This window comes from Pseudomonas sihuiensis (genome assembly GCF_900106015.1).
GTDB lineage: Bacteria > Pseudomonadota > Gammaproteobacteria > Pseudomonadales > Pseudomonadaceae > Aquipseudomonas > Aquipseudomonas sihuiensis.
In genome coordinates this window covers 2,187,167-2,211,896 of record NZ_LT629797.1, presented here as the reverse complement: position 1 = coordinate 2,211,896, position 24,730 = coordinate 2,187,167, and the positions used below count along the sequence as shown (strand labels likewise).

Genomic DNA, 24,730 nt, shown 5'->3' with positions numbered 1-24,730 from the left:
CTCAGGCCACCTCCGCAGCAAACACCTCGGACGCCAGCGGGATGCTGAAGTGGTCGAAGGTCTCCCTCAGCGACACCGCCAGGTGCTCGATCTGCGCGTCGCTGTGGTTCGGCGTGGCGTTGACGCGGAAGCGCTCCGTCCCTACCGGCACGGATGGATAGTTGATCGGCTGCAGGTACACACCATAGTTATGCAGCAGGCGTTCGGCCGCTGCCTTGCAGCGCTTGGCTTCACCTACCCGCACCGGTAGCACGTGGGTCTGCGAGCAGGGCATCACCGGCACGTCATGGTGCTTGAGCCGCTCGCGCAGCTTGGCGGTCTGGGCATGCAGGCGATCGCGCTCGGTACTGCTGGCCTTGAGGTGCTCGACGCTGGCCAGGCAGCCTGCGGTGATTGCCGGCGGCAGTGAGGTGGTGAAGATGAAACCTGTGGCGAAGGAGCGCACCGCATCGACGATCACCTGGGTCGAGGCGATATAGCCGCCGATTACACCGATGGCCTTGGCCATGGTGCCCTGGATGATGTCCACCTGATCAGCTACACCCAGCTCGGCGGCGATACCGGCGCCACGTGGGCCGTACATGCCCACCGCATGCACCTCGTCGAGGTAGGTGAGGGCGTTGTAGCGCTTGGCGATCGCAACGATTTCAGCGATTGGGGCAATATCCCCGTCCATCGAGTAGATCGACTCGAACACCACGATCTTCGGCTGACCCAGCGGGTAGCTGGCGAGGATCTGCTCGAGGTGCGCAACATCGTTGTGGCGGAAGATCTTGCGCTCGTTGGGCGTGGAGCGAATGCCGTTGACGATGGAGGCGTGGTTCAGCTCATCGCTGATCACCACGCAGTCGGGGATGCGCCGCAGCAGGCACTGGAGGGTGGCATCATTGGAGCCAAAGCCGGTGGGGAAAACCAGCGCCGCCTCCTTGCCGTGCCAGTCGGCCAGGCTAGCTTCCAGACTGGAATACACCTCGTGCGAGCCGCCGATATTGCGCGATCCGCCGGAGCCCGCTCCGTAGGTCTCCAACGCATCGTGCATCTGTTCGCGCACTGCAGGATGTTGCGACATCCCGAGGTAGTCATTGCTGCACCAGACCACCACCGGTTCTTGCTCACGGCCATCCAGTTTGGCCAGCGGGTACTGGCCGCAGATGCGGCTGAGGGTGGTGAAGGTGCGGTACTGGTTGGAGGACTTCAATGTCTCCAGTTGTTCCCGAAGAAGTGCTTGGTACATCCGTTTATCTCCTTAGCGAGTTGATGACACGTCTCTGTGTGGTTCCTCATCAAGCGAGAGCCCTGGCACGGGTAATTGCGGCCAGGTCGGGCTATTCTTCTCGGGATTTATAGGGGTTACAATTTGACTGTTTATCCTAGTACTGGAGGTAACCGGATGAGCGCGCCTCGCACAGCCGAACGCACTCGGGTAGAGCTGGCCGAATTCCTGCGTAGTCGCCGCGAACGAATTTCGCCGGAGGAGGTGGGTCTGCCCGCCGGCAGTCGACGGCGCACGCCGGGGCTGCGTCGCGAGGAGGTCGCGGCCCTGGCCGGGGTGGGTTTGTCCTGGTACACCTGGCTTGAGCAGGGCCGGGATATCAGCGTTTCCGCGACCTTCCTCGACAACCTTTCGCGCACGCTCAAGCTGGATGCCACCGAGCGTCGTCACCTGTTCCTGCTCGCTCACCAGCGCCTCCCGCCAGAGCCAGGGAAGACCTGGTGCACGGTGCCGGCGCTGATTCATCGCCTCATGGGGGATCTGACGTCACGTCCGGCCTACGTGCTTAACCTGCGTTGGGATGTGCTGGCCTGGAACGCCGCTGCAGATCGGGTGTTCGGTTTCTCCGCGCTGCCGGCGGACCGCCGCAACCTGTTGTGGATGCTGTTCACCAGCCCGGCCATGCGCGAGCTCTTCAACCCTTGGGATGAGCAGGCGCTGCAGATCCTCTCCAGTTTCCGCCGTGACTTCGTGCGGGCGACCCAGGATCCGGATATCGCCGCGCTGGTGAAGGATCTGGAGAAGGCCTCGCCGGACTTCAGAGAATGGTGGCGACAGCAGGACATCCACGGCCCGTGCCAGGGGATCCGTCACCTGTACATCGAAGCAGTTGGCCAGGTGGTGTTCGAACACACCACGCTGACCATCGACGAGGACCGCCACCTGCGCCTGGTCTACTATGCGGCCAAGGAGGGTAAGCCGCACAGCCAATCCTTCGAGCAGTGGCTGCAGCAGGAGCCGTCGCTGGTGTAGGCCCCGCTGCCTGTTGCTCAACCAATCGACGGCCCGCGCTGGCGACCCAGTTGCCAGGAGACGCTGTTGCCCTGGATTAGCGCCGACACGCTCTGCCCGAGCCTCTGCTCGATCACCGGCTTCCACGGCACCAGGCTGAAGCCGATGCCATCGTCGAGCAGGGCAAAACGGCCGCTGGTCAACTGCACGCTACGTCGGTAGATCCCATTGACGCGCTGGCCATCGACTGCCGGGCGGTACTGCAGGCCCGTCTGCGCCGAGATCTCGCGCGCTACCGCGGTCAGCTCCCTTCCGCGCAAGGTGGCCAGCAGGTTGCGTGCGAGCACCACGCGTTGGCCCTGGCGTTGGGCCAGTCCCTGTACCACCAGGAAGTCGGCGCGCTGCCGCAACGCTTCGCGCACCTCCTTGCCGAAGCCCGTGTCGACCAGCTCTCGGCTGCCGCCGATCAGCTGTTGGTCCAGCCAGGTCGCACCGACGGCGCGCACCTGCTGCTCGAGGGGCAGCGGCGTGCGCAGCTGGACGGCGACATCGCCCAGGCGGCGAGCATCATGCTGCCGGCCTTGCTCGGGCAGGTCGGCCGGCACCCGCCAGACACCCTCGGCCAACCGCTCGACGATACCGGCCCGGCGCAGGGCTTCCAGACGCCGTACATGGCGCTCGACCAATGCCTCGGTGTCATGCCCGTCGCTCGACTGCGAGCGTGCCAGGGCCAGGTGGTGATCGGTGCGATAAAGGCCGCCCGCAGCCAGCGAAGCAATCGACCGATCCACCGCACGTGGTTCGCTCGGACTGCGTGTTTCCACCAGGCCGCCAATGGGGTAGTCGGCCAGCTCAGCGCGGGCATGCAGTCTCAGGTAGTGGGCCTTGCCGTCGAGTCCATCGACCACCAGATAGCCACGGTCGTTTAGCTCGTCGGCCAGGCCCTTGGCCATGATCCGACCGACCACAACAGAACCATCCTTGCCCGGCTCGAAGACCGCCAGCTCGCGCTGCAGGCTACCCATGGCCCGCTGCATCGTACGCACGATATCGCCGCGCTCGCCCATGGTACGCAGAGTGGCCTCGGCGTCGTCACGCAGGATCCATTGTCCTGGCCGAACTTCATGTGCGAGTTCAAGCTTCTGCAATTGCTGCAGGCGGCCGATCAGCAACTGCCGGCGCGGATGGTTGGCGAGCGATTTCAGGCTGAGCACGCCGGTCTGGTGTTCGCGCAGCAGGGTGCGATCCAGGCTGGTGAAACGCTCCTGCTGCACCTCTCGCTGCAGGCTCTGTTGGATCTCCAGTTCGGTACGCGGACCGAGCCATTCGGTGGCCAGCTCCGAGGCGCGGTTGCGCATGCCCTCGGCGATGTAGTCGCGGGCGATCACCAGGTCCTTGCCGGTGTCGTCCTTGCCACGCAGGACGATATGGGTGTGCGGGTTGTCGGTATTCCAATGGTCGACCGCCACCCAGTCGAGGCGGGTGCCGAGGTCGGCCTCCACCCGGCTCATCAGGTGGCGGGTGTAGGTGCGTAGGTCATCGAGCAGCTCGGCATCCTCGGGCGAGACGATTAAGCGAAACTGGTGGCGGTCGTCCCGGCCGCGCTCCTCGAACGCATTAATGTCGGCCTGGTCGGTCAGCGGCCCGTAGGCCTGGCCCGGATCGCCCTCACGACTGACGCCGTCGCGCTCGATGTAGCGCAGGTGGCTGAGCGTCGAGCGCTTGCCGGCCTGGCACAGGTTCACCAGGCGCGTCTTGATGGTGACGCGACGGGCGTTGGACGGCAGTTGCTGCGCGCTGAAACGGGCGGCGACATGCCCGCGGCCGAGGCGGGCACCGGGCTGGTGGCCTGCCTTGCGCGGCTTGCCGGTACCGGCCTTGTTGGCCTGGCGCAGCACCTGGTTGACGAAGGGTTGGCCGCGTTGCTGCGGCTTGCCTGGCTGCGGGCGAAAGCGTAATTCGTCGTCCGGACGGCTTCCCTTGGTCATGTTTAGACTCCTCCAAGCTGATCGCAGTACGGCGTGTCAGGCACGCTTCTAAGCCAGTGTCGCTGTGGGGCGAACACGATTTCGGCACCTAGCGACGTAGGCTCTGTGTTGCCACCAACCCCCGTGCAGACTGCTCTTCGGGCCAACGAAGTGCCGCCCCCTTTTATCTTGCCCTCCGCTTTTTCCGTGCCTTGGCGCTGCTGAGTTGGGTAATCAGGAGAGGCGGGACGGTGACTTCCAAAGCTCCTGGTCGGCAGGTGAGGGCAGAGGTATCTGCAGCCAGGCGGCCCTCTATCGCACACACCGGGCGCATGCAGTCGGCAGGCGGATCGACACGCAGAAGACCTGCTCATCGACGCGACTCCAGCCACAAGGGCTGCGCCCGACCGATCACCGCGTCGGTGGATATCGGACCGAAGTAGCGGCTGTCGAACGACGCTGGGTTGCTGCTGCTGAGCAGGAACAGCTCATCGCCAACCAGGCGCCGACAGGCCTGCCAGATTGGCAGCGCGCGACCCTGTCGATCCCACCTCAAACGCCTGGCCATAAGCACGCCATCGATACGCACCTGACTGCCTTGCATGCACACCCGCTGCGGCGCCACTGCCGCCAAGGTCTTCAGCAACGGCACGTTCGCCGGCAGGTAGCCGCGTTGCGCTGCCAGCGACCTAACCTCCGGCGGCAGATGAACCAGCACCATATCGCCCGGTGCCAACGAGTTGGCTGGCGAAATGCGATACCAACCGACGGGCACGCTGTCGGACGCGTTGTAGACCAGCCGCGGTGGCGACGTTGTGAGCGCCGCCCAACCCAGGGCAGCCAGGCTGCCTGCGAGCAGCGCCAGTGGCCACCGCACGCCGCAAGCACCAAACGTCATGACGTAGCCTCCGGGAACTGCCGCTCCAGCACTTCGCGCAGCATCTCTGCCATGGTTACGCCACGGTCGAAGGCCGCCAGCTTGATGCGCGTACGCAGTGCTGGCGTGACATCCAATGTCAGGCGGGCGCTATAGCGCTCGACCTTGCCGTTGTCGACGGTGGCGCCCTGACGTATCCAGGCTTCGGCCTGCGGATCGGCCAACGGGCGTGCACCGATACCGATGCGCTTGCCGCTCATGTCGACCACCTCAGCAACTCGTCGACCAGGCTGCTGACCTCGCGCGCGGCGGCGCTGTCCGGCGCCAGTTCACGTGCCAGGCGACCGGCTGCCACGCTTTCGGCAAAGACGATGCGCTGGCGTACCTCGGCCTGCATCGCCGGTAGCGGTTGCTCGGCCAAGGCGCCGCGCGCTTCGCGGCCGATCACCGTGGTGCTGACGCGGCGGTTGATGGCGAACGCCGCGCGCAGCGTCGGCCTGAACACCTGCGCCTCGCGGATCAGGTTGACCATCTCCGCGCTGGCCCACAGGTCGTAGGGGCTAGGCTGCACCGGGATCAACACGCGATCCGCTGCCAGCAGCGCCGAGCGGGCGAGGGCGGCGATGCGCGGTGGTCCGTCGATGATCACGTGATCGGCGCGACGAGCCAGCTCCGGTGCTTCCTGGTGCAGCGTTTCGCGCGCCAGGCCGACGGCGCTGAACAATCTCGGCAAACCTTGCTGGCTGCGCCGTTGTGTCCAGTCCAGTGCCGAGCCCTGTGGGTCGGCATCGAACAGGATGACGTTCTTTCCACGCAGGGCCAGTTCGCCGGCGATATGGGTGGCGAGGGTGGTCTTGCCCACCCCGCCTTTCTGGTTGAGAAGGGCGACGATCATGGCCGGATCTCCCCGGCCAGACTGCCCTGATCAGCACCTGTCCACACATAGGCGCTGCCCCAATAACAAGTTAGAGCTTTTAAGTTAGTTAAGTTAAGGGGAGCTGAAAGCCGCGCCAGTCGTGGCCTGTAGCGGAGTCCGTGCGCCTGATAGCACGATGGGGATGCGCCTGATAGCACGAGCCCGGTTGCGCCTGATAGCACGACTGCATTCACAGCTTTTCCGCAAGTTATCCCCGTGCCGTTTACGGCACGCGCCGGAAGGCGAGCAGCTCGGTCGATGGGGGCAGGTGAACGACCTCCAGGCGATACCCTGGAAGTGGCTGCCGGGCGACCAGAGCACGCACATCCAAAGCAAAGTCCGAATAGCGCGCAGAGCTGCCGGATTTGCGGTACAGGTGGCGAAAGTCGAACTGCCAGCCGTCCTCCTGCTTGCCGCCGTGCTTTCGCACCAGGCGGTACAGCCAGCGCTCGATGCCGCCGGTGAGGCGGAAGTAGGCCGGGTCGATGGTCAGCACCAACGCCTGATCCAGTACACCGCTGTAGAACCAGTCCGGCAGGATCAACTCGATACCCAGTGGCCGGCCATCCGCTGCGGCCAGCTCCTTCCACTCGTTGATCCAGGAGAAACGGTGCAAGCGTCGGCCAGTGGTCTTTCGGATCGAGGTGGCCACGCTGGTCGACTGCAGCCGATCCAGTGCCGCCTTCAGGCGCTGGTAGTCGCGCAGCGAGGTGCCGCGGCCGATGAAGCGCAGGATCTGGAAAGGCGTTGCACGCATCAGTCGCGAAGTGGGGATGCCCGCATCGCGCGCCTCGACAAGCTGGCTGGCCGCCCAGATCAGGATGTCGGCATCCCAGATCGTGGCGATGCCATGCTCCCGCGTGCCCTCCACGCGCACCGTCACCTCGCCCGAGCGAAAGTCGATGGGTACGGTGCGCCGCGACTTGGCCAGCGAGAAGAACGGATGCGCCATCAGATCCTGGGCATCTCGTGGCGCCATATCTCCCGGCAGGGCGCGGAAAAGATCCAGTTGCTTGATCTGCGGAGCCGAATCGAGGTGCTGACGACTCATGAGCGAAGGTTTCACTGATCATCACGCTGCGCTCCCGGGTGGCGGTCGATGTATTCGGGATCGAAGGTGGTCTCGAAGCTGCGCTCACCGGCCCAGGTCTCGAGATCGGCGAGCGCGTACATCACTCGCCGACCGAACTTGTGGAAGCGCGGCCCGCCGCCGATCACCCGCTGCTTCTCCAGCGTGCGCGGCGACAGCCGCAGGAAGGCCGCGGCTTCGTTGTTGGTGAGGTAGCGAGGGGCAGGGCAGGTCTGTGGTGCTTGGGCCTCGTCAGCGCCCTCCACAGGCCGCATGGCATGCGCCGTTGGCCCGGCCTTGCGATGCAGCGGGGCATCGAGATCGATGCGACGCGAGTGATGGGAAAGATTGGTTGACTGCGACATGGTGTGTCCTCCGTTGACGTGGGAGGTGCACCGTGCGGCAGCCATCGCGCTCGATCATGCCGGGTTGGGTCTGGGCGAATGCGCAGGCAGGAGGGGCGAGGATTGATACCGGGAAGGTCTGGACGCTGACCGAGTACGCCCATCTACGCGCGTCACCGGCCATGGTGCCCAAGCACGCCAAGCTCCGCCCACGTAGCCCCGCGGGTATACGGATCTGCGGCTTTCCACAAAACCGGAAAACCGCAACGGCGGATTTCTGTAAATCCGTAAAAACGTAAATCCGCTTCCCCACAAATCCGTAAATCCGTGGTTACGGATCGACGGATTTGGGCAAAACCGTAAGACCGTAACGGTCTCAATCAACTGGCAGCATAATGTGGTTGCTCCAGGCTGATCGACGGGGGCGCGTCCCCGTGCATCAGTCTTCCGGGTGGGGCGCGCGGGTGGCCGGCAGGACAGGGGCGCAAAAAACAAGGCACCGGGTCGCCCCGGTGCCTTCCGCTGGGTTAGCGATTCCAGAACACATGCACCTGCTCGAAGCCGGCCTCCAAAGTGAACACGTCGCCGCTGTATTCCATGTCGCGGGCCATGGCGCGGTAGTCGATATACATAGCCAGGTGTTGTGGAATGCTGGTGGTTTCCTCGGTCAGTTCCTGCGCGTAGTCAGACAGCGAGCTGTAGCAGCCACAGTAATCTTCCTCGGCTGCCTTGCGCGCCTGCTCCAGGTCGTTGATGTGAGCGAGCAGGGCGCCGCCAAACTCGGGGTAATCTTCGATGAAGCAGGCGACCTCGTGGGCGCTTTCGAGGCCCTCATACTCGCCGAGGCGGTAGCCGTCGAAGCCCTCGAAGTCGAGGATGGCGTATTCCTCCGCACTCTCGACCGGTGAGGCTGCCAGCATGGCACTGACCTGCGCCTGAATGTCGTCCAGCCCCAGGGTGGCATCGATCCAGACGCCATGCAGGTGACCGGCGTTGTAGGCGGCCAGGTCGGCAACGTAGATCCTGATGTATTCGCTCATGGATTTCGCTCCTTCGTCTTCAGGGTTCTGCGCTTGCGCTGCGCATGAACCCCTGCCGACTAGGGCGACTAAGGCGGTCGTGAAAAAATCAGGAAAAATCGCGGAGGCTCCACCCAGCGCAGCGGCCGGGTGGAAACCGTCTATTTTTCTTGATTTTGAGGGGGCAAGAACCCCTGCTCTGGTAGAGGGGCAGGAAACAAGTTCTCGCTATGTGATCAATGGTCACCCAGCAGGGTTGGCAAGTGGCCGCTACCGAAATATTCTCCGTTCTCTGGGCTAACGAAGTGCGAACAGGCAGGATGCTGACCCCATGCACTCCGTTAGCTCAGAACCTTCCTTCTTCGCCTGTTTTAACAGGCTACTTCATTGGCATTTGCCATGGCTCAGGTCAGCCCTGACACCTCGCTTCGGCGAGCGTCAGGGTCTTTCTGTGCCCGAAGTAGTCACCAGTAGTACAGGTCTTGGCGCGCTCACCGCAGCCTTGGTACGAGCACATGCGCTGGTGGATACGGCTCATAAAACCCACCTCAAAAGCTCGCCTCTCAATAGCGCAGTGCAGCAGATCGCGCTCGGCGATCATCACTGCCCAGAGCCATCCGCTGCGGGCGTTATCGAGCCAGGTCTGGGCCAGCCTCACGCCCTGGTTGAATGCTTCTCTGCAGTCGGCCGCCCAGGCTATTTCCAGGCCTGGATGGCCGTCGTGAGGTGGAAGGTAGGTCATCACACCCTTGTTCATCTGGCACCTCCTCGCACTTCGGAGAGGGCGCGGCGATAGAGCACGACCATTTCATCGAGCAGAGCCAGCGCAGAGTAAGCAGCGATGCGCACGCGCAGATCCGCAGGCTGCAAGCCTTCAGGTTCAGCCAGTTGATCGAGCAGATTGCCGAGCATGACGCCACGCAGTTCAGCTGCAGCTTCAGAGGGTAGGGGAGAGCGTTCGGATTCATGCAACGGGCTTCGCTGCAGCGGGAAAGGTACAACGCAGGATTCGAACTCAGCCATGGCGCACCTCCGGATCAGAGGTGAACAGCAAGACCTGAAGCCCAAGGCGGAGCTCTCGGGTAAAAAAGGGGTAGCGCATTTTCCTTATGCTCCTTGGTTCGATTAAGGAGCCGCCACCAATCGTTGCTACACAATATGGAGGCGGACCGCACGGGGGTAGCAAACCGGGAACCAAGGGAACCGGCCAGGCAAAAGCCTGCCCCGTACGGCCCGCCATAGAGACGCGATAACGCAGTGCCGGGGCACTGGCTATGCGCTATGACGCTGCCGCATCTTGGTTTCCTAGGTTGCTACACCCGGCCGTGGGATTTACCACGACGGGCGCACTCTAGCCCGAGGGTTTCAGGATGGCAACCTACTGTGGCGTAGTTGGTTGAGAGGTGGGCCAGTCAATCTCGTGGCTTACGGGGTAGGAGGGCAGAGGTCTCACTCCAGATATGGCTATTGGCTTACAGCCTTGCCTCCGTAATCAGCGAACTCATCAGCTACGCTGTAATCAGCCTCTGGAGGAGTACGCCATGTCTGCCAAGGAAGAGCAGTTGATCCAGTTGCTGGGCCTCATGGCTCGCGGCATGACCCACATGACCGCATCCATAACCGCAATGGCCTTCGAACAGCTGCGAAGCCAGGATGCAGCACTGCAGAGTTCAGCCAAGCGCATGATCGAGCGCATGCAGGCTATCAATGAAGAGCTGGATCTGCAGTGGGAGCTGGTCGGCCAGCTAACCGGACAGCGGGATCAGGAAGTGCTGGTAGAGAAGCTGGACATTTCATCGGTTCGAGTGCACCGAGAAGCGGAGACTGCCGAGCTTGAAAGGTTGGCAGGTGGCCGCTAACGAAATGTTCTCCGAACGCTGGGTTAATGAAGTGCGAACCGGCAGGATGCCGACCCGATGTACTTCATTAGCCAGAGCTCTCCTTGCTGGCCAGTTTTAACTGGCTACTTCATTGGCATCTGCCATGGTTCAGGTCAGCCCCGCTCTTCATAGTGCTCAGCAGGTCGTCAGGAGTTGGGTAGCCACTCTTCGTAGCATGAAGGTCTCTCGCTGGATTGATTGACCCATTGAGGATTCCTGGCGACGCATCACTGCCTCGTTATGCGCAATGGCTTCATGCAGATCGACCCAGATGGGACGCATACCGTTGGCGATCTCGTGACTTTCCATTCTGACCGGCTGCAGCTGTTGCGCTATATCGCACACGTAGAAGTGCGAGGTCATGTGCATCAGATCGTACTGCGGCTTCCAGTAAGGTCGGTACTCTTCGATGTAGCCGAAGTTCTGGAGTACTTGTATGTCGCGAGCGCCAGTCTCTTCCTCGAGCTCGCGTACAAGCCCCTCGATGATGTCCTCGTCAGTATCGAGGCCGCCGCCGGGGAAGCTGAAGTCGTTGTATCGTTCTGTGAAGAGCAACAGAATTTGCTCTTCTCGCAGAACAATACCGCGGGCGGCGTGGCGACGAAATACTCTGCCTTGCCTGGATTTGAGTTGGGGGTGAATCAATTCAGTAATCAGTTGCATAGAGGTTTAAATCAAATGGGTTAGGCGTCGCGGGGTTCATCGCTAGGCATTTCTGGGTGGTAATGAGATGACTAATTATCGTCGGCTTTGTTCGCGCACGCGATGCATAGCGGCGTTGCCGGGTCGAAGTTCAGCCTGCCAAGGGCTATAGGTTCATCGCACTGGGCGCAGTAGCCATAATCGCCTTCGGCAATGCGTCGAAACGCTGCCTCAATGCGCAGGCGCTCCCGTCTGCCACGGAACCGGTTGGCATCCAGCATGGCTTGTTGCTGGAGGGCATCCATGCGCGAGAGTCGACCTACCTTGCTCTGATCCAACTCGATGGAGTCCCGCGATTGCGCTGCGGATTCAAGGCTGTCCAGTTCCGCCAAGCGGGCCTGTAGCAAGTCGCGGAAGTGCTCCAGGTCGATCTCATCGCTCATGGCCGCTTCCCTTCAATGCAACAGCAGAAGAGGGGTGCGGGAGGTGCTGAGCATCTTGGTAGTAGTACTGCCGACCAGGAACTCACGGATACGGGAGCGGCTGTACGCACCCATCACGATCATATCGATGGCATGCTCGTTCTGGTAAGCGTGCAGGGTAGGTTCCACTTCGCCAGCACGGATGGCTATCTGGGCATCGAAGCCCGCAGCCTTGAGTTTCTCTTTCGCGGACTTGAGTTGCTCCCAGGCGTCGTTGGTATCCGCGCCGACCAGCACGAGATGGATGGGCAAGCCTTTGAACAATGGGCTGCCCGCAATCAGTTGGACGGCCTTATCCATGGTCGGCCGGCCGTCATAGGCGAGCATCACGCTTTCAGGCTGTTTGAAGGCGGTGGGGGTCACCAGCACCGGACGGCTGAGTGTACGCAATACACTTTCCAGGTGACTGCCGACCTGTGCGCCGGCACTGGTGTGATCGCCTTGCTTACCGATGATTGCGAGGCGGATTTCTTCTTGCAGCTCCACCAAGGTTTCAGCCAAGTCGCCATGACGCTGCTTGACCAGCGGACTGCTGATACCGTCTTGCTGCGCCCGTTGTTTCGCAGCCTCCAGCATGATCCTGCCTTCTTCGAGAGCGAGTTTGCTGCGCCGGGCATCGAGTTCGGCCAGTTCTTCCAACAGATGCTCGCGGCTGCCCAGGCCGATGTTGCCGCTGAGGTTACTGTTGGTTGGGTAGCGGTTCTCATCGAGAACATGCAGGAATGCCAGGGGACAATCGAGTCGCAGGCTAGCCCAGGCCGCGTAGTCGCATACTGCGGTGGCAGAAGGAGAGCCGTCGATGCAAGCCATCACATAGGTCATAACGTTTTCCTTGTATTGGTGCATTGCGTCATGGGGAAGTGCGGATAGGAAACGCACGGAATTGGCAGCCCCATGCAGCAAACCTACCAGAGGTGCCGGGTAATCGCACCCCGCAATCGCGGTGCTACATCACAACCCGTGAGTAGCCTCCTGGGACACCCTCTTTGCTCATCACCCACTGCCAAAGCTGGATATCGCGCGCGCGAAAGGCTCCAGCGCACGACAGCAGGTAATAACGCCACATGCGATAGAAACGCTCGCCGAGTTCGTCAGAGAACCTGGGCCAGGATAGTTCGAAATTTTCGTACCAGGCCATGAGCGTGCGGTCATAGTCGGCACCGAAGTTATGCAGATCCTCGACTACGAAAAGATTGTCCGCGGCATCACCGATCTGGCCAGCTGACGGCAGATCCCCGTTGGGGAAGATGTACCTGTCGATCCAGGGGTCCGGTGTGCTGTGGCGCATGTTCTTGCCGATAGTGTGCAGCAGAAACAAGCCATCGTCGGCAAGGCAGCGATGTGCAACCTCCATGAAGGTGCGGTGATTCTTGCGCCCCACGTGTTCGAACATGCCCACGCTGGCAATCCGATCAAACTGGCCTTCGACTTCACGGTAATCTTGCAGGCGAAACTCCAGCGGCAGACCCGCATAGCGCTGTTTGGCCCAGGCGGCCTGCTCCTTGGAGATGGTCACGCCTATGCACTCGACCCCGTAATGCTCGGCGGCAAACCCCATCAGGCTGCCCCAGCCACAGCCGATATCGAGCAGGCGCATACCGGGCTCCAGTTTGAGCTTGCGACAGATCATATCCAGCTTGGCCTCTTGCGCCTCGGCCAGGGTCGCCGCTTTATTCCAGTAACCGCAGGTGTAGGTCATGCGCGGGTCGAGCATGGCTGCATAGAAGTCGTTGCCCAGATCGTAGTGAGCTTCGCCCACCTGCCAGGCGCGTCTGAAGCTTTGCAGGTTGACTAGGCGCGTGCGCAGTCCATGGAAGATCAGCCGCAAAGGCTGTACGTGTTGGTCGAGGTGGGCTGCGAGCAGTCGATGGAAGAACTCATCGAGCTGCGGAGCGTCCCAAAGGCCCTCCATGTAGGCCTCGCCAAGTCCCAGATTGCCTTGGGCGAATACGCGTTCGGGCAGGCCAGGGCCATTGAGCTGCAGATCCCAGGGGCGATCTCCACCTATGCGGATATCGGCTTTTTCCAGCAGTTCCAACATCAGGCGATGCAGGCTGGAGTCGTTGCGGAGATAGTTGATGCTTGGCGATATAGGTGCCTCGGGCATGCATGAATTCCTCTTTCGAGCCTCGCAGGTCGAGGCTGCTGGAACGAAAAGCGCCGCATCGGTAGTGCGTAGTACCGCAGAGACGCCCGTTGTGGCGGGCCCCTCGTTGTTGTGACCCGCCGGTTTGGGTGGGGGTCAGTGCAACATCAGCAGGGGCAGCTTGGCCCGGCGCAGCATGTTGGTGGTGGTGCTGCCGACCAGGAACTGACGAATCCGCGAGTGACCGTAAGCCCCCATGACCAGAAGGCTGATGAATTGGTCCTGGCAATAGCTTTCCAGCGCATCCTCGACATCACCCTGGCAGGTTTTCGAGTAGGTGGTATAGCCGGCCTGCTGCAATTGGCCAGTTGCCCAGTCGAGTTGCGCCTGATGTTCGGTTGATGGCTCGCCGACCATCAGCACGTGGCAGTCGAGGCCCTTGAGCAGTGGACTCTGAACCAGACGCTCAACCACGCGACGGCCGTTGGCACTGCCATCGAAAGCGACCAGAAAGCACTGCGGCATCACGAAGTCGGTCGGAACCACGAGGACTGGGCGGTGCAGCGTGCGTATGACGTTCTCGACGTGACCACCTATGTGCTCGAAAAGATTTTCGCTGTGCTCGCCCTGGCGGCCGATGACCAGCAGGCGGATGTCGTCTTCCATCTTCTTCAGGCTGTCGACCAGGTTGCCATGCCGCTGTACCGCTTTGGGATGCATGATGCCAAGTTGGTCGAGGCGATGCTTGGCAGCTTCCAGCAGGTGCTGACCGTGTTCGCGCGCCAAGCGACCACGTTTCTCGTCAAGCTCCGCGAGCTCTTGCAGCAAATGCTCGCGGCTACCCAGGCCAATGCTGCCGGTAAAGTCGGTAGGGGCTTTCGGTGTTTCTTCCAGGATATGAACCAGGGTCAGGGGGGCGGCGAGGCGCACGCTGGCCCATGCGGAGTAGTCGCATACGGCGGCTGAAGACGGCGATCCGTCAATACAGGAAATGACAGCTGTCATGGGAATTCCTCGTTGCCTCCATTGGGAATGGAGAACGTGAGTGGTAGGTGCCGCTCCTTGTGGGAGCGGCTATCCGGACTTAATGAAGACTTAGTGGGACATCAGTTTGTCTACGGCGTCTGGTTTGTCATGTACGCCAAAGCGGTCGACGATGGTGGCGCTGGCCTCGTTCAGGCCGAGCACTTCGACCTCAGTACCTTCGCGGCGGAACTTGACGACTACCTTGTCCAGCGCTGCCACTGCAGTGATGTCCCAGAAATGTGCATGAGTAAGGTCGATGGTGACCTTTTCCAGGGCTTCCTTGAAATCAAATGCGGCTACGAACTTGTCCGCCGAGCTGAAAAACACCTGGCCAGTGACGTTGTAAGTGCGGCTTATGCCATCGTTGTCAACCGAGGAACCGATGTGCATGTAATGGCCGACCTTATTGGCGAAGAACATGGCCGCCAGCAGCACGCCAGCCAGCACACCGTATGCCAGGTTGTGCGTGGCCACGACGACGATGACGGTTACCACCATGACGATATTGGTCGACAGCGGGTGTTTCTTCAGGTTGCGCAGCGAATCCCAGCTAAAGGTACCGATGGCGACCATGATCATTACCGCGACCAGAGCAGCCATCGGGATTTTAGTCAGCCATTCGGCCAGGAAAACCACCATCAGCAGCAGGAAAACACCTGCCGACAGCGTTGAAAGGCGAGTGCGGCCGCCGGATTTGATGTTGATGATCGACTGCCCGATCATGGCGCACCCGGCCATGCCGCCGAGCAGGCCGGAGGCGATATTGGCCACACCCTGGCCCTTGCACTCGCGGTTCTTGTCGCTGTTGGTGTCGGTCAGGTCATCGACGATCGTTGCGGTCATCATCGATTCCAGCAGGCCGACCACTGCCAGGGCGGCGGCATAGGGGAAGATGATCGCCAGGGTCTCGAAGGTCAGCGGTACGTCCGGCCAGAGGAAGATGGGCAGGGTGTCCGGCAACTGGCCCATATCGCCGACATTGCGGATATCCATGCCGAAATACATGGCGATGGCCGTCAGCACCACGATGCAAACCAGCGGCGAGGGAATGGCCTTGCCTACCAGTGGTACATAGGGAAACAGATAAATAATGCCCAGACCGGCGGCGGTCATGGCGTACACATGCCAGGTGACATTGGTCAGTTCAGGCAACTGGGCCATGAAAATCAGAATGGCTAGCGCATTGACGAAGCCGGTAACCACTGACCGCGAAACGAATCGCATGAGTGAGCCTAGTCTGAGGTAGCCCGCGACGATCTGCAGTACACCTGTGAGCAACGTGGCCGCGAGCAAGTATTCCAGGCCATGGTTCTTCACCAGTGTGATCATCAACAACGCCATGGCGCCCGTTGCTGCTGTAATCATTCCGGGGCGACCACCAACAAAGGCGATTACTACAGAAATGCAGAACGAGGCGTACAGACCCACTTTGGGGTCGACGCCGGCGATGATGGAGAAGGCGATGGCCTCGGGGATGAGGGCCAGAGCAACGACGATGCCGGCGAGCAAATCGCCGCGTATGTTTGAGAACCAGTCTTGCTTGAGTTTCTGAAGCATGTATAAGTCCGTAGGTTGAAGGTTATGACCGGGTGCCTAGCAATAGGGCTGCCAAGTCGGGTTAAACGAGAAAAATCACTGCCAACAGGCCGACGCCGCCCATTACCAAGGTATAGGGCAATGCCATTACCACCATGCGTCCGTAGGACAGACGCACCAGCGGTGCGATGGCAGACGTTAGCAGGAAGAGGAAGGCAGCCTGGCCATTGGGCGTAGCCACGCTGGGCAGGTTGGTGCCGGTGTTGATGGCGATGGCCAAGCGCTCGAAGTGCGTCCGGTCTATGGTGCCGGCATCCAGCGCTTGCTTGATTTCGCTGATGTAGACGGTTGCAACGAACACGTTGTCGCTGATCATCGACAGTACGCCGTTGGCGAGGAAGAACATCCCCGGTTGCTGTTCAATCGGTAGAGCCAGCACTGCGGTGATGATCGGGCTGAACAAGTGTTGCTCGTGAATCACTGCGACGATGGCAAAAAACACCACCAGCAGCGAGGTGAATGGCAGGGCCTCCTGAAAGGCCTTGCCGATCTGGTGTTCGTCGGTCACGCCGTTGAACGATGCGATCAGGATGATTACCAGTAGGCCGATCAGGCCTACCTCGGCAATGTGAAGGGCGAGGCCCAGCACAAGCACCAGTGCGGCGATGGCTTGGATTATCAGCGCGGCTCGCTGGCTGGGGCCGCGCCTGGATTTCTCACTGGCGGCAAATTCCTCCAACACATGGCGTACGGGCTTGGGCAACTTGGCGCCATAGCCAAACCACTGCAGTTTTTCCAAGGCAACACAAGTTAACAGGCCGGCGGCCAGTACTGGCATGGACACTGGTGCCATCAGGGTGAAGAAATCCTTGAAGTCCCAGCCTGCGGTCTTCGCGATCAGTAGGTTCTGTGGTTCGCCCACCAGAGTGCATACGCCGCCAAGAGCTGTACCAACTGCAGCATGCATTAGAAGGCTGCGCAGAAAGGCACGGAACCCTTCGAGGTCCTCTCGATGCAGCTCGATGACCTCTTTGTCGGAGTTATGGTTGTGTTCGCCGTGATGGTAGCCCTTGCCTGAGGCGACCTTGTGGTAGACGGAAAAGAACCCCACCGCCACGCTGATAATGACGGCCGTGACCGTCAGTGCATCGAGAAATGCCGATAGCAGTGCCGCAGTCATGCTGAACAGCAGAGCCAGCAAGTATTTGGAGCGCACCCCGACCAGGATCTGCGTGAAGGTCACCAGCAACAGGTTCTTCATGAAGTAGATGCCGGCGACCATGAACATCAGCAGCAGAATGACCGGAAGATTGGTGGTCACCTCGGCATACAACGCTTCAGGAGTCGTCATTCCAAGCAACAAGGCCTCCACTGCCAACAACCCGCCAGGTAGCAGCGGGTAGCACTTGAGAGCCATGGCCAGGGTGAAAATGAACTCGGCAATCAACAGCCAGCCGGTGACCTGCGGGCCGAGTAGCCACAAGCAGAACGGATTGAGCAGCAGGAAGGCGACAATCACCTGCTTGTACCAAGTTGGCGCATGGCCAAGGAAGTTGTGCGCAAAGGCAGCGGTTGTCGTTGGGGGCATGGAAGCCTCTTCTAGTCGTTGCGAATGAAATCGGCGCAACACCACAGCCCTGGAAATACAGGCGAACGAATACGGTCTGGCCGAAATTCAGCAGGGCTGGCGGTAAGGAGTAAGAAGAACCGTCGTGCGTGGTCGACGGCGCACACCAATTGCCTGCAGTGAAACGGCAGCAGGCAGTAGCGCTAAAAAGCGGGCGGGTAACTTATGGCGGCGTAACAGCCGGGAGGGAGCAGAAATTCATCATCGCTACGAGATATTTTTAGGTATCGGGTCGTTGGACGGGGCATCATGATAGCAGCAACTGCCTTGTTGTGGGCTTTTTTTGACCAAATGTTGCGTTGTTGTCCATTTATGAATCCGTGGGTATCGCCTGGAGCCCAGGTTTTATAAGGGGTTCAGTTGAGTGAGGTCGGGGCGAGCATAGTCTTCCGCTGGGCGAGCATTAGCGTTCGAGGTTGCATCCGCGAACTCACTACTCCAAGATCCTCGGCTGCCGTTGCATGCCAATTGGCCAGTCCCCGTCTATTTACGCAGTCGAGTCAGACCCTTGTAAGAATCAGCCAAACACTCCCTCTACCATGCCTTTGTCCCTGAGGCTGGTCTCTGGTCGCTTCCCGCCATCCGCAGGAAGTTTTGCGTGTTTGTGCAACTATGGTTTTTTCAATGCGTCCTCAGAAGTTCGGTTTTCTGCCCTCGTGCTTGGCTGTTGTCTCCCTCTTTGCTGTATTTGCTTGCGCCTGGTGGCTCCACCCTGATCGCCACGTGCCCGGTTTTGCCATGGCGGAACGGCCCGTTGAGCTAATTGGCGTCACCCAGACTCCTTTCTACAGCAGCCGTTTCGCCTCTTCGGATCTTGACGAGTTCGTTCATGCATCCTCAGTCGCATCTCTGCCTGATGGCGGACTTATGGCGGTCTGGTTTGCCGGCTCCAGAGAGGGCGCCGCAGATGTTCAGGTTCGCGGCTCGCGTTACGACGCCCAAGAAGCCGAGTGGGGAGAGGAGGTGGTTCTTGCTACGCGGGAATCTACCGAGAGAGCGACCCAGAAACACATACGCAAGCTGGGCAACCCTGTTATCGCGCTGGCTCCCGACAACCGGCTGTGGCTTTTCTACGTCTCTGTGTCCATTGGTGGCTGGGCTGGCAGCGCCATCAATGCCATGTACTCGGATGACCTTGGCGAAAACTGGTCGGCACCCAAGCAATTGATCACTACCCCTTTCTTGAACATCAGCACGCTCGTACGCAACGCGCCAGTGTTCCATCGTGACGGCACCATCGGACTGCCGGTCTATCACGAATTTCTGGGCAAGTTTGCCGAGTACCTGTACATCAGTCCGGCCGGCGTCGTTGTCGATAAAACCCGTATCAGCAGGGGCAAGCACTCCCTGCAACCCACGATAGTACCGATGGACGAGCACAATGCCGTGGCGATGTTGCGCTATGCGGGTGACACTCATCACAAGGTCCTTGCCAGTCGAACCGAGGACGCGGGGCAAACCTGGAGTGAGCCTTATCCTGTCGATCCCGCCAACCCAAATTCCTCGCTTGCAGCAGTGGCTACGCCTGATCACGGATTGCTGGTTGCTCTGAATGATCTTGAAGATGGACGTTTTCGACTGCGGCTGATGGGAACCGATTCCGGTCTCGATTTGTGGAAGCCAGTGATTGATCTGGACGAGTCTCCCGATCCGGATGGCAATCCATTCAGTCTTGAGGTTTATCGAGAAATTATCGGCGACAAGTTCCTCCGTTCCAGCGGACCGCGCAGAGAGAGCCTTGTCGATGAGTTTCTGGCAAATCTAGACCAGCGGGTGTGCAAGGATCACGGCTGCGACTTCGAATATGAATACCCGTACTTCATCAAGAGCGGCGATGGGCTCTATCACCTTGTCTATTCCTGGAACAACACCTTCATCAAACACGTCAGTTTCAATGACGCCTGGCTTGAGGAGCAGCTCTGATGCTTGAACTTTGGCAAGCACATTTGACTTTTGCGCTACTGGCATTCGCCATTATTCCGAGGCTTGGCTTCAGCCCGGCCCTGCAGTTTGTCCGTCTGGTCGTGCTGCTGGGGATCAGTTTCATTCCCGTGGACGGACTTTCGCTGGCGGCTTATATGCGCAGTTTCACGGATGACGTGGCCATCACCACGTTGGTGGCACTGACGTTCGTTGCAGCGGTAAAAATGGGACTGGTGGAGCAACTGGATCGCACTATCCGCTTGCAGGTGTTGGTCCTGATAGCGGCTTTGGCGCTATTTCTCTATCCCGCCACGATGGGGCTGTCCTACTTTGACCCCTATCGGCTGGGCTACAACCCGCGGCCATTGATCCTGATCATAGGCCTGCTGACCTTAGGGCTGTTGATGCTGAGGAACTGGTTGGGGGCCTGCATGCTGGGATTTGCGACTTTGGCATTCAGCCTGGGCCTTAAGCCCTCTCCGAATTATTGGGACTATCTGCTCGATCCGTTTATTGCTCTGTACTGCTGGGGAGCCTTGCTTGGCTACGCGATTAAGTTGCTCGTGAGCCGGTCGAACGCACCTAAAGAGCTGAGGCTGCCGATACGCCCTTGATGGCGGGGCGCCGCACTATTTTGACGATTCTATAAATTTGAGGTTTGGCATGATGGGTTGGCTTCACTCGCGGCGCCTGCACTACTGGTTTGGCGCGGTAACGATCCTGTTCTTGGTGCTCGCGGCATTGCGGGGACTGTTCTTCGTGGGGTTCTCGGGGTTTGAGGCCAGCGCGCTCGGTGAAGTCGAGGCGGTATCGCAAACCCTGGGGATAGGGCTGCGATTCGACCTTCGCTTGGCCATCTTGCTGATGTTGCCAGTCGCTTTGCTGGCCTGGCTGCCGGTGTGGAATCTCATCACTTCGCGAGTGCTGCGCTGGCTAGCGCGGCTGTATCTGGCGTTGGCGCTCGGCGCGGTGCTGCTGGTTTATATCATCGACTTTGGCCACTACGCCTACCTGGGTGTGCGTATCAATGCCACCGTGCTGCGCTTCCTCGAAGACGCGCAAATCTCCACCGACATGGTCTGGCAAACCTATCCGGTTGTGTGGATCAGCCTTGGCTGGGCTGCCGCAACCGCCCTGGTTTGGTGGCTGCTGCTGCGCCTGGAGCGGGTAACCCTCGAACGTCCGGAAAAGCCGATCAGCCGCCTTTCGCTGACTTGGGGCAGCGCGCTGATGGTTGTGGCGGTCTTTCTCGGCATTCTCGGCCGCGTCGACAACATCAACCTGGAAAACCCGGTGCCGTTGCGCTGGAGTGACGCATTCTTTTCGGGGGACAACCAGATCTCGGCGCTCGGCCTGAACCCGGTGATCTTCCTCTACGACACCCTGAAGGTCCCCAGTCAGCCCTATGATCGGGAGCAGGTTGCTGAGCATTACGATGTTGTCAGTCGCTATCTGGGGGTGGACCAGCCGGATGCGCAGAGCCTGAATTTCAGCCGTGAACAAGCATCGCAATCCTATGCCATTGCCGGTAGTCAGCCGCCTAATGTTGTGTTCGTCATGCTCGAATCCCTCGGTACCAGCGCCGTGGGTGCCTATGGCAATCCACTGAACCCAACCCCAAATATCGACCGACTGGCCAAACAGAGTTGGTTCTTCGAAAACTTCTATGTGCCGGTCACCGGTACCGCAAAAACCGTTTGGGCCAGCATTTCCGGTGTGCCCGACGTTTCACGTCAAGAAACGGCCACACGTAACCCGCTGATCACCCGCCAGCACAGCCTGATCAATGCGCTGCAGGGTTACGACAAGTACTACATGATTGGCGGCAACTCCGGCTGGGCCAATATGAACGCGCTGATTCGTCAAAGCATCGACGATGTCCAACTGTTCGAAGAGCGCCATTGGACTTCGCCCATGGTCGATGTCTGGGGCATTTCGGATCTCGATCTGTTCAAGGAGAGCGATCGAATCCTGCGCCAGCAGGCTGAAGGCAAACCCTTTTTTGCCTATATCCAGACCGCGGGCAATCACCGACCGTTCACCATTCCCAAGGAGAACGATGGCTTCGAGGTGCTCGATCTGCCGCTGGAAACCGTGCAAAACGCTGGCTCGCGTAGCTTGGCCCAGTACAACGCGGTGCGCCTGCTGGACTTCAATATCGGGCGCCTGATGGAGATTGCTCAAGAGGGTGGTTGGTATGACAACACCATCTTCGTCATGTTTGGTGACCACAACACTCGCATCAGCCAGATTCCTCATATGCCGCCTGCATTCGAAAAGCTGGGCCTGGAAAGCAATCACGTCCCGCTGCTGATCCATGCGCCCAAACTGCTGGAGCCGAGAGTTATCGAGGAAGCTGTGGGCTTGGTCGACCTGCTGCCCAGCGTGCTGGGCATGGCCGGCATGGAATTTCGCAACGGTGCGATGGGGCGCGATATCCAGCAGCCAGCTCCGGAGGGGGAGCGCGTGGTTCCGCTGGTGCTGCGAGAAGGCACTTTCCCGTTGATCGGGGGTGTGACCAAAGATTTCCTGCTACAGATGCAACACGACGGCAGCCAGCCAACCTTGCATGATCTGGCCTCGCTGACACCGCTGGATAACGTCGCTGAGCAGCACCCCGAAGAGTTTCGCCGCTTGGCAGAGCTCACCCGGGGGCTGCATGAGACCTCGCGCCTAATGCTCTATCAGAACGTCAGAAAGGACTGAGTAAATACCGGGAGAAACTCCCGGTCTACCTCGGATAGATCATCCAATACAGCTTAAAATTATTATGTTGCCCACTTTAATAGAGCGGCTCAGGCCGTTTCTGCTTGTTTACTTTTTTTCATTTTTCATCCTGGTCTTGCTCAGGGTAGTGCTTCTAGTCATCTATCCAGAGTCTTTCGCTGAACTCAGTTGGCGGCAGACACTGGGGGCGTTAATTCATGGCCTGCGATTCGATAGTGGGCTTGTGACGCTGGCTTTCTCGCCTATTCTATTGGCCTTGCTGCTGCCGTTTGGCTCTCACTGGCAGCGCTCGTGGTTGTATCTCGGGGTGATGCCGGTGCTCGCTATCATCTTGATTGGTCTGGCGAGTATTGGCTATTTCGGAGAGGTGGGTCGCCATATTGGCGGCGAGATTGCCTTTCTGGCAGATGACGCTTACTTGCTGTTGGATCTGGCTCTGGATTCTCGTCTGGGGCTTGTTTTATTTGGCTTGGTATTCGCTGCTGCAGTTTTGTTCTGCTGGTGTCGGGTTGTCTCAGCTTACGGAGGGGATGGTCGTTCAGGCTCGCTCCTAGCCAAGTTGTTGTTGTCTGTCTTGCTTATTCCAGTTCTAGTTTTGGCTGGCAGGGGCTGGGTGGTAGATGGGAAACCGTTGAATATCGTGGATGCCTATGCATTGGGCGGTCAGGCTCAGGCCAACTTGGCGCTGAGCGGGGCTTTTACTGCATTGCATAGTTGGCGAAATCTCCGCGGACGAGGCACATTTGCTGGTGATCAATCGGGTGAAGAGTTGAACTCCAGTGGGCTTGGCGCCAATCCGCATCTGCAACAATGTGGGAAACACCCGCTCCAAGGAAAAAATATCGTATTTGTATTGCTGGAAAGCTGGAGCCATCAGTACATAGACGCACTCGCTGGAAATGCCTATGGTGCGACACCGAATATGGATCGACTTATTCAAGATTCGCTTGTTTTTGATCACCATTATGCAGCAGCACAGAGAAGTATTCAGGGAATCCAGGCCATTCTTACGGGGGTTCCCGTTCTACCCGGACAACCAAGGCTTTCCGAGGGGCTGGAACTTGTCGACATGCCGAGAATCGGCAATCTGGCTGCTGAAGAGGGCTATAACAGCGTAATGGTGCAATCTTCCACACGTCGTTCGTTCCGGATGGATGCAGTCGCCGCGAGCCTTGGGATAGGCCAGTATTTTGGCCAGGAAGATCTCCCGCTTTTGCGCGAGTACCCTCAGCCCACGCCGAGGTTTGGCTGGGATTATGAAGCTTTGATGTTTTTTCATAAGCAACTCGAAATTCAGGCGGTTGATAAAAAACCCTTTTTTGGCTTTGTGTTCACCGGCACTACTCATGAGCCCTTTGCCGATCCAGGGGAGTGGTTTCATATTCGCCCCCATGATCCTGGTGGTGAAGACGGTTTCTTGAATACTTTAAAGTATGCCGATTGGGCGCTAGGGGAATTCATGGCCTCGGCAAGGCAGTCCGATTGGTTTGATGAGACCATATTTATTTTTACTTCTGACCATGTGCTGCGTGCTGAAGGGCAAGACCTAAGAAGCAACTATCACGTCCCGCTGGTTATATATGCTCCTGGTCTCGTGGCGCCAGGTCGCAACGAGGGCATTACATCCCAGTACGACCTGCTGCCGACCTTGTTACATCTAATGGGAGTCAAAAGTCCATTTGTTGCGCTTGGTCGCTCGGTGTTTTCCAGCGAACATCCAGGCCAAGCTTGGATTACCCAAGGTGAAATGGTTGGTCTGATTGATGCCGAGGGCTGGTTGCTGCATAGCCTGAAAAACAGAGTCGATAGCTGGCATATTAGAAACAGTGCTAAAGACATTCAGAAAATGGAGAGCCGGTTGCTACGCGTCGTTAAGGAGAGTCAGGAGCGCCTGTCGTTGAATCGTTGGATGCAACAGTAGGGGAGGCGTGCGGCCCGCTGGGTAATTTTGTCAGTGGGCTGCTACATGTGCGAACTAAATCAGAATGGTTGCCCAGGTTACAATCACGACAGCCAGGGCCAACATCTGTGCGGCGCTGCCCATATCCTTGGCCTGTTTCGAGAGAGGGTGTAGGTCTGTCGAGATGCGGTCAATTGCGGCTTCAATTGCAGAGTTCAGAAGCTCCACGATCAGCGTCATCATAGGCACGATTATCAGCAAGACGCGCTCGATACGGCTGACGTCCATCGTGAATGCCAGTGGTATCAGCGCCGCGTTGAGCAGTAACAACTGGCGAAAGGCGGCCTCGCCGATGAAGGCGGCACGAAGACCTGCGATTGAGTAACCGGCTGCTCGCGAGATCCGTGTCAGCCCCCTTTGCCCCTTGAGTGATTTTGCGTCGAGCTCGTTACTGCTGCTCATTGCCTGTTCCTGTGGATACATTG

Annotated in this window: 24 protein-coding genes; 6 read left to right on the top strand and 18 right to left on the bottom strand. The window is 59.4% G+C overall.

Annotated features, from left to right (window positions below):
• Nucleotide 1: 1 nt before the first annotated feature.
• On the bottom strand, nt 2–1,234 hold the full coding sequence (gene hemA / locus BLT86_RS10445) for a 5-aminolevulinate synthase (RefSeq protein WP_014596884.1): 1,233 nt from the start codon (nt 1,232–1,234) through the stop codon (nt 2–4).
• A gap of 156 nt (nt 1,235–1,390) precedes the next feature.
• Here hemA and BLT86_RS10440 point away from each other — a divergent pair, with 156 nt between their 5' ends.
• A complete protein-coding gene (locus BLT86_RS10440) occupies nt 1,391–2,245 on the top strand; it encodes a helix-turn-helix transcriptional regulator (RefSeq protein WP_014596883.1) in 855 nt (284 codons plus the stop codon).
• A 17-nt stretch (nt 2,246–2,262) separates the two neighbouring features.
• Here BLT86_RS10440 and BLT86_RS10435 read toward each other — a convergent pair whose 3' ends face one another.
• From BLT86_RS10435 to BLT86_RS10395, 9 genes are all read right to left on the bottom strand, one after another.
• Entirely contained in the window at nt 2,263–4,212 is a 1,950-nt protein-coding gene (locus BLT86_RS10435; protein WP_014596882.1) for a relaxase/mobilization nuclease and DUF3363 domain-containing protein, read from the bottom strand.
• Between the two features lie 349 nt (nt 4,213–4,561).
• On the bottom strand, nt 4,562–5,089 hold the full coding sequence (locus tag BLT86_RS10430; RefSeq protein WP_092376483.1) for a S26 family signal peptidase: 528 nt from the start codon (nt 5,087–5,089) through the stop codon (nt 4,562–4,564).
• A complete protein-coding gene (locus BLT86_RS10425) occupies nt 5,086–5,328 on the bottom strand; it encodes a hypothetical protein (RefSeq protein WP_014596880.1) in 243 nt (80 codons plus the stop codon). The genes BLT86_RS10430 and BLT86_RS10425 overlap by 4 nt, the downstream gene beginning before the upstream one ends.
• Nucleotides 5,325–5,963, bottom strand: coding sequence for a ParA family partition ATPase (gene parA, locus BLT86_RS10420; RefSeq protein ID WP_014596879.1), 639 nt, complete (start codon nt 5,961–5,963; stop codon nt 5,325–5,327). Before parA ends, BLT86_RS10425 begins: the two co-directional genes overlap by 4 nt.
• A 244-nt stretch (nt 5,964–6,207) precedes the next feature.
• Complete coding sequence (locus tag BLT86_RS10415; RefSeq protein ID WP_014596878.1) at nt 6,208–7,035, bottom strand: replication initiator protein A; 828 nt, start codon at nt 7,033–7,035, stop codon at nt 6,208–6,210.
• Between the two features lie 11 nt (nt 7,036–7,046).
• A complete protein-coding gene (locus BLT86_RS10410; RefSeq protein ID WP_014596877.1) occupies nt 7,047–7,418 on the bottom strand; it encodes a helix-turn-helix transcriptional regulator in 372 nt (123 codons plus the stop codon).
• 506 nt (nt 7,419–7,924) lie between these two features.
• On the bottom strand, nt 7,925–8,437 hold the full coding sequence (locus BLT86_RS10405; protein WP_014596876.1) for an antirestriction protein ArdA: 513 nt from the start codon (nt 8,435–8,437) through the stop codon (nt 7,925–7,927).
• A 388-nt stretch (nt 8,438–8,825) separates the two neighbouring features.
• Entirely contained in the window at nt 8,826–9,173 is a 348-nt protein-coding gene (locus BLT86_RS10400; RefSeq protein WP_017679283.1) for a LasR-specific antiactivator QslA, read from the bottom strand.
• Complete coding sequence (locus BLT86_RS10395; RefSeq protein ID WP_010791781.1) at nt 9,170–9,439, bottom strand: hypothetical protein; 270 nt, start codon at nt 9,437–9,439, stop codon at nt 9,170–9,172. Before BLT86_RS10395 ends, BLT86_RS10400 begins: the two co-directional genes overlap by 4 nt.
• A gap of 518 nt (nt 9,440–9,957) precedes the next feature.
• On the opposite strand from BLT86_RS10395, the gene BLT86_RS10390 reads away from it, so the two are divergent.
• On the top strand, nt 9,958–10,275 hold the full coding sequence (locus tag BLT86_RS10390) for a hypothetical protein (RefSeq protein WP_017679284.1): 318 nt from the start codon (nt 9,958–9,960) through the stop codon (nt 10,273–10,275).
• Between the two features lie 156 nt (nt 10,276–10,431).
• On the opposite strand, the gene BLT86_RS10385 is transcribed toward BLT86_RS10390, so the two are convergent.
• The 7 genes from BLT86_RS10385 to nhaB form a co-directional block, all read right to left on the bottom strand.
• A complete protein-coding gene (locus BLT86_RS10385; RefSeq protein ID WP_017679285.1) occupies nt 10,432–10,959 on the bottom strand; it encodes an NUDIX domain-containing protein in 528 nt (175 codons plus the stop codon).
• 71 nt (nt 10,960–11,030) lie between these two features.
• A complete protein-coding gene (locus BLT86_RS10380) occupies nt 11,031–11,381 on the bottom strand; it encodes a TraR/DksA family transcriptional regulator (protein ID WP_017679286.1) in 351 nt (116 codons plus the stop codon).
• Nucleotides 11,382–11,393: 12 nt separating this feature from the next.
• Nucleotides 11,394–12,242, bottom strand: a complete 849-nt coding sequence (locus tag BLT86_RS10375; protein WP_017679287.1) for a universal stress protein — start codon at nt 12,240–12,242, stop codon at nt 11,394–11,396.
• Nucleotides 12,243–12,366: 124 nt separating this feature from the next.
• Nucleotides 12,367–13,527: a cyclopropane fatty acyl phospholipid synthase gene (cfa, locus tag BLT86_RS10370; RefSeq protein WP_017679288.1), complete on the bottom strand. Its 1,161-nt coding sequence runs from the start codon at nt 13,525–13,527 to the stop codon at nt 12,367–12,369.
• 135 nt (nt 13,528–13,662) lie between these two features.
• Nucleotides 13,663–14,511 (bottom strand): universal stress protein, encoded by an 849-nt coding sequence (locus BLT86_RS10365; protein WP_026088798.1) that lies wholly within the window; start codon nt 14,509–14,511, stop codon nt 13,663–13,665.
• Between the two features lie 90 nt (nt 14,512–14,601).
• Nucleotides 14,602–16,089 (bottom strand): SulP family inorganic anion transporter, encoded by a 1,488-nt coding sequence (locus tag BLT86_RS10360; protein WP_017679290.1) that lies wholly within the window; start codon nt 16,087–16,089, stop codon nt 14,602–14,604.
• A gap of 61 nt (nt 16,090–16,150) precedes the next feature.
• Complete coding sequence (nhaB, locus tag BLT86_RS10355) at nt 16,151–17,656, bottom strand: sodium/proton antiporter NhaB (protein WP_017679291.1); 1,506 nt, start codon at nt 17,654–17,656, stop codon at nt 16,151–16,153.
• A gap of 777 nt (nt 17,657–18,433) precedes the next feature.
• Here nhaB and BLT86_RS10350 point away from each other — a divergent pair.
• The 4 genes from BLT86_RS10350 (at nt 18,434) to BLT86_RS10335 (ending at nt 24,266) form a co-directional block, all read left to right on the top strand.
• Nucleotides 18,434–19,618 carry a sialidase family protein gene (locus BLT86_RS10350; protein ID WP_408003031.1) on the top strand — a complete coding sequence of 395 codons (1,185 nt, stop codon included), beginning with the start codon at nt 18,434–18,436 and terminating at the stop codon, nt 19,616–19,618.
• On the top strand, nt 19,618–20,232 hold the full coding sequence (locus tag BLT86_RS10345; protein WP_017679293.1) for a hypothetical protein: 615 nt from the start codon (nt 19,618–19,620) through the stop codon (nt 20,230–20,232). Before BLT86_RS10350 ends, BLT86_RS10345 begins: the two co-directional genes overlap by 1 nt.
• 52 nt (nt 20,233–20,284) lie before the next feature.
• Nucleotides 20,285–22,324 carry an LTA synthase family protein gene (locus tag BLT86_RS10340; protein WP_026088799.1) on the top strand — a complete coding sequence of 680 codons (2,040 nt, stop codon included), beginning with the start codon at nt 20,285–20,287 and terminating at the stop codon, nt 22,322–22,324.
• A gap of 64 nt (nt 22,325–22,388) precedes the next feature.
• The gene (locus BLT86_RS10335; protein WP_017679295.1) at nt 22,389–24,266 is read left to right on the top strand and encodes an LTA synthase family protein; all 1,878 of its coding nucleotides are present in this window, start codon (nt 22,389–22,391) and stop codon (nt 24,264–24,266) included.
• Nucleotides 24,267–24,320: 54 nt separating this feature from the next.
• Here BLT86_RS10335 and BLT86_RS10330 read toward each other — a convergent pair whose 3' ends face one another.
• Nucleotides 24,321–24,707: a diacylglycerol kinase gene (locus BLT86_RS10330; protein ID WP_017679296.1), complete on the bottom strand. Its 387-nt coding sequence runs from the start codon at nt 24,705–24,707 to the stop codon at nt 24,321–24,323.
• Between the last annotated feature and the right edge of the window lie 23 nt (nt 24,708–24,730).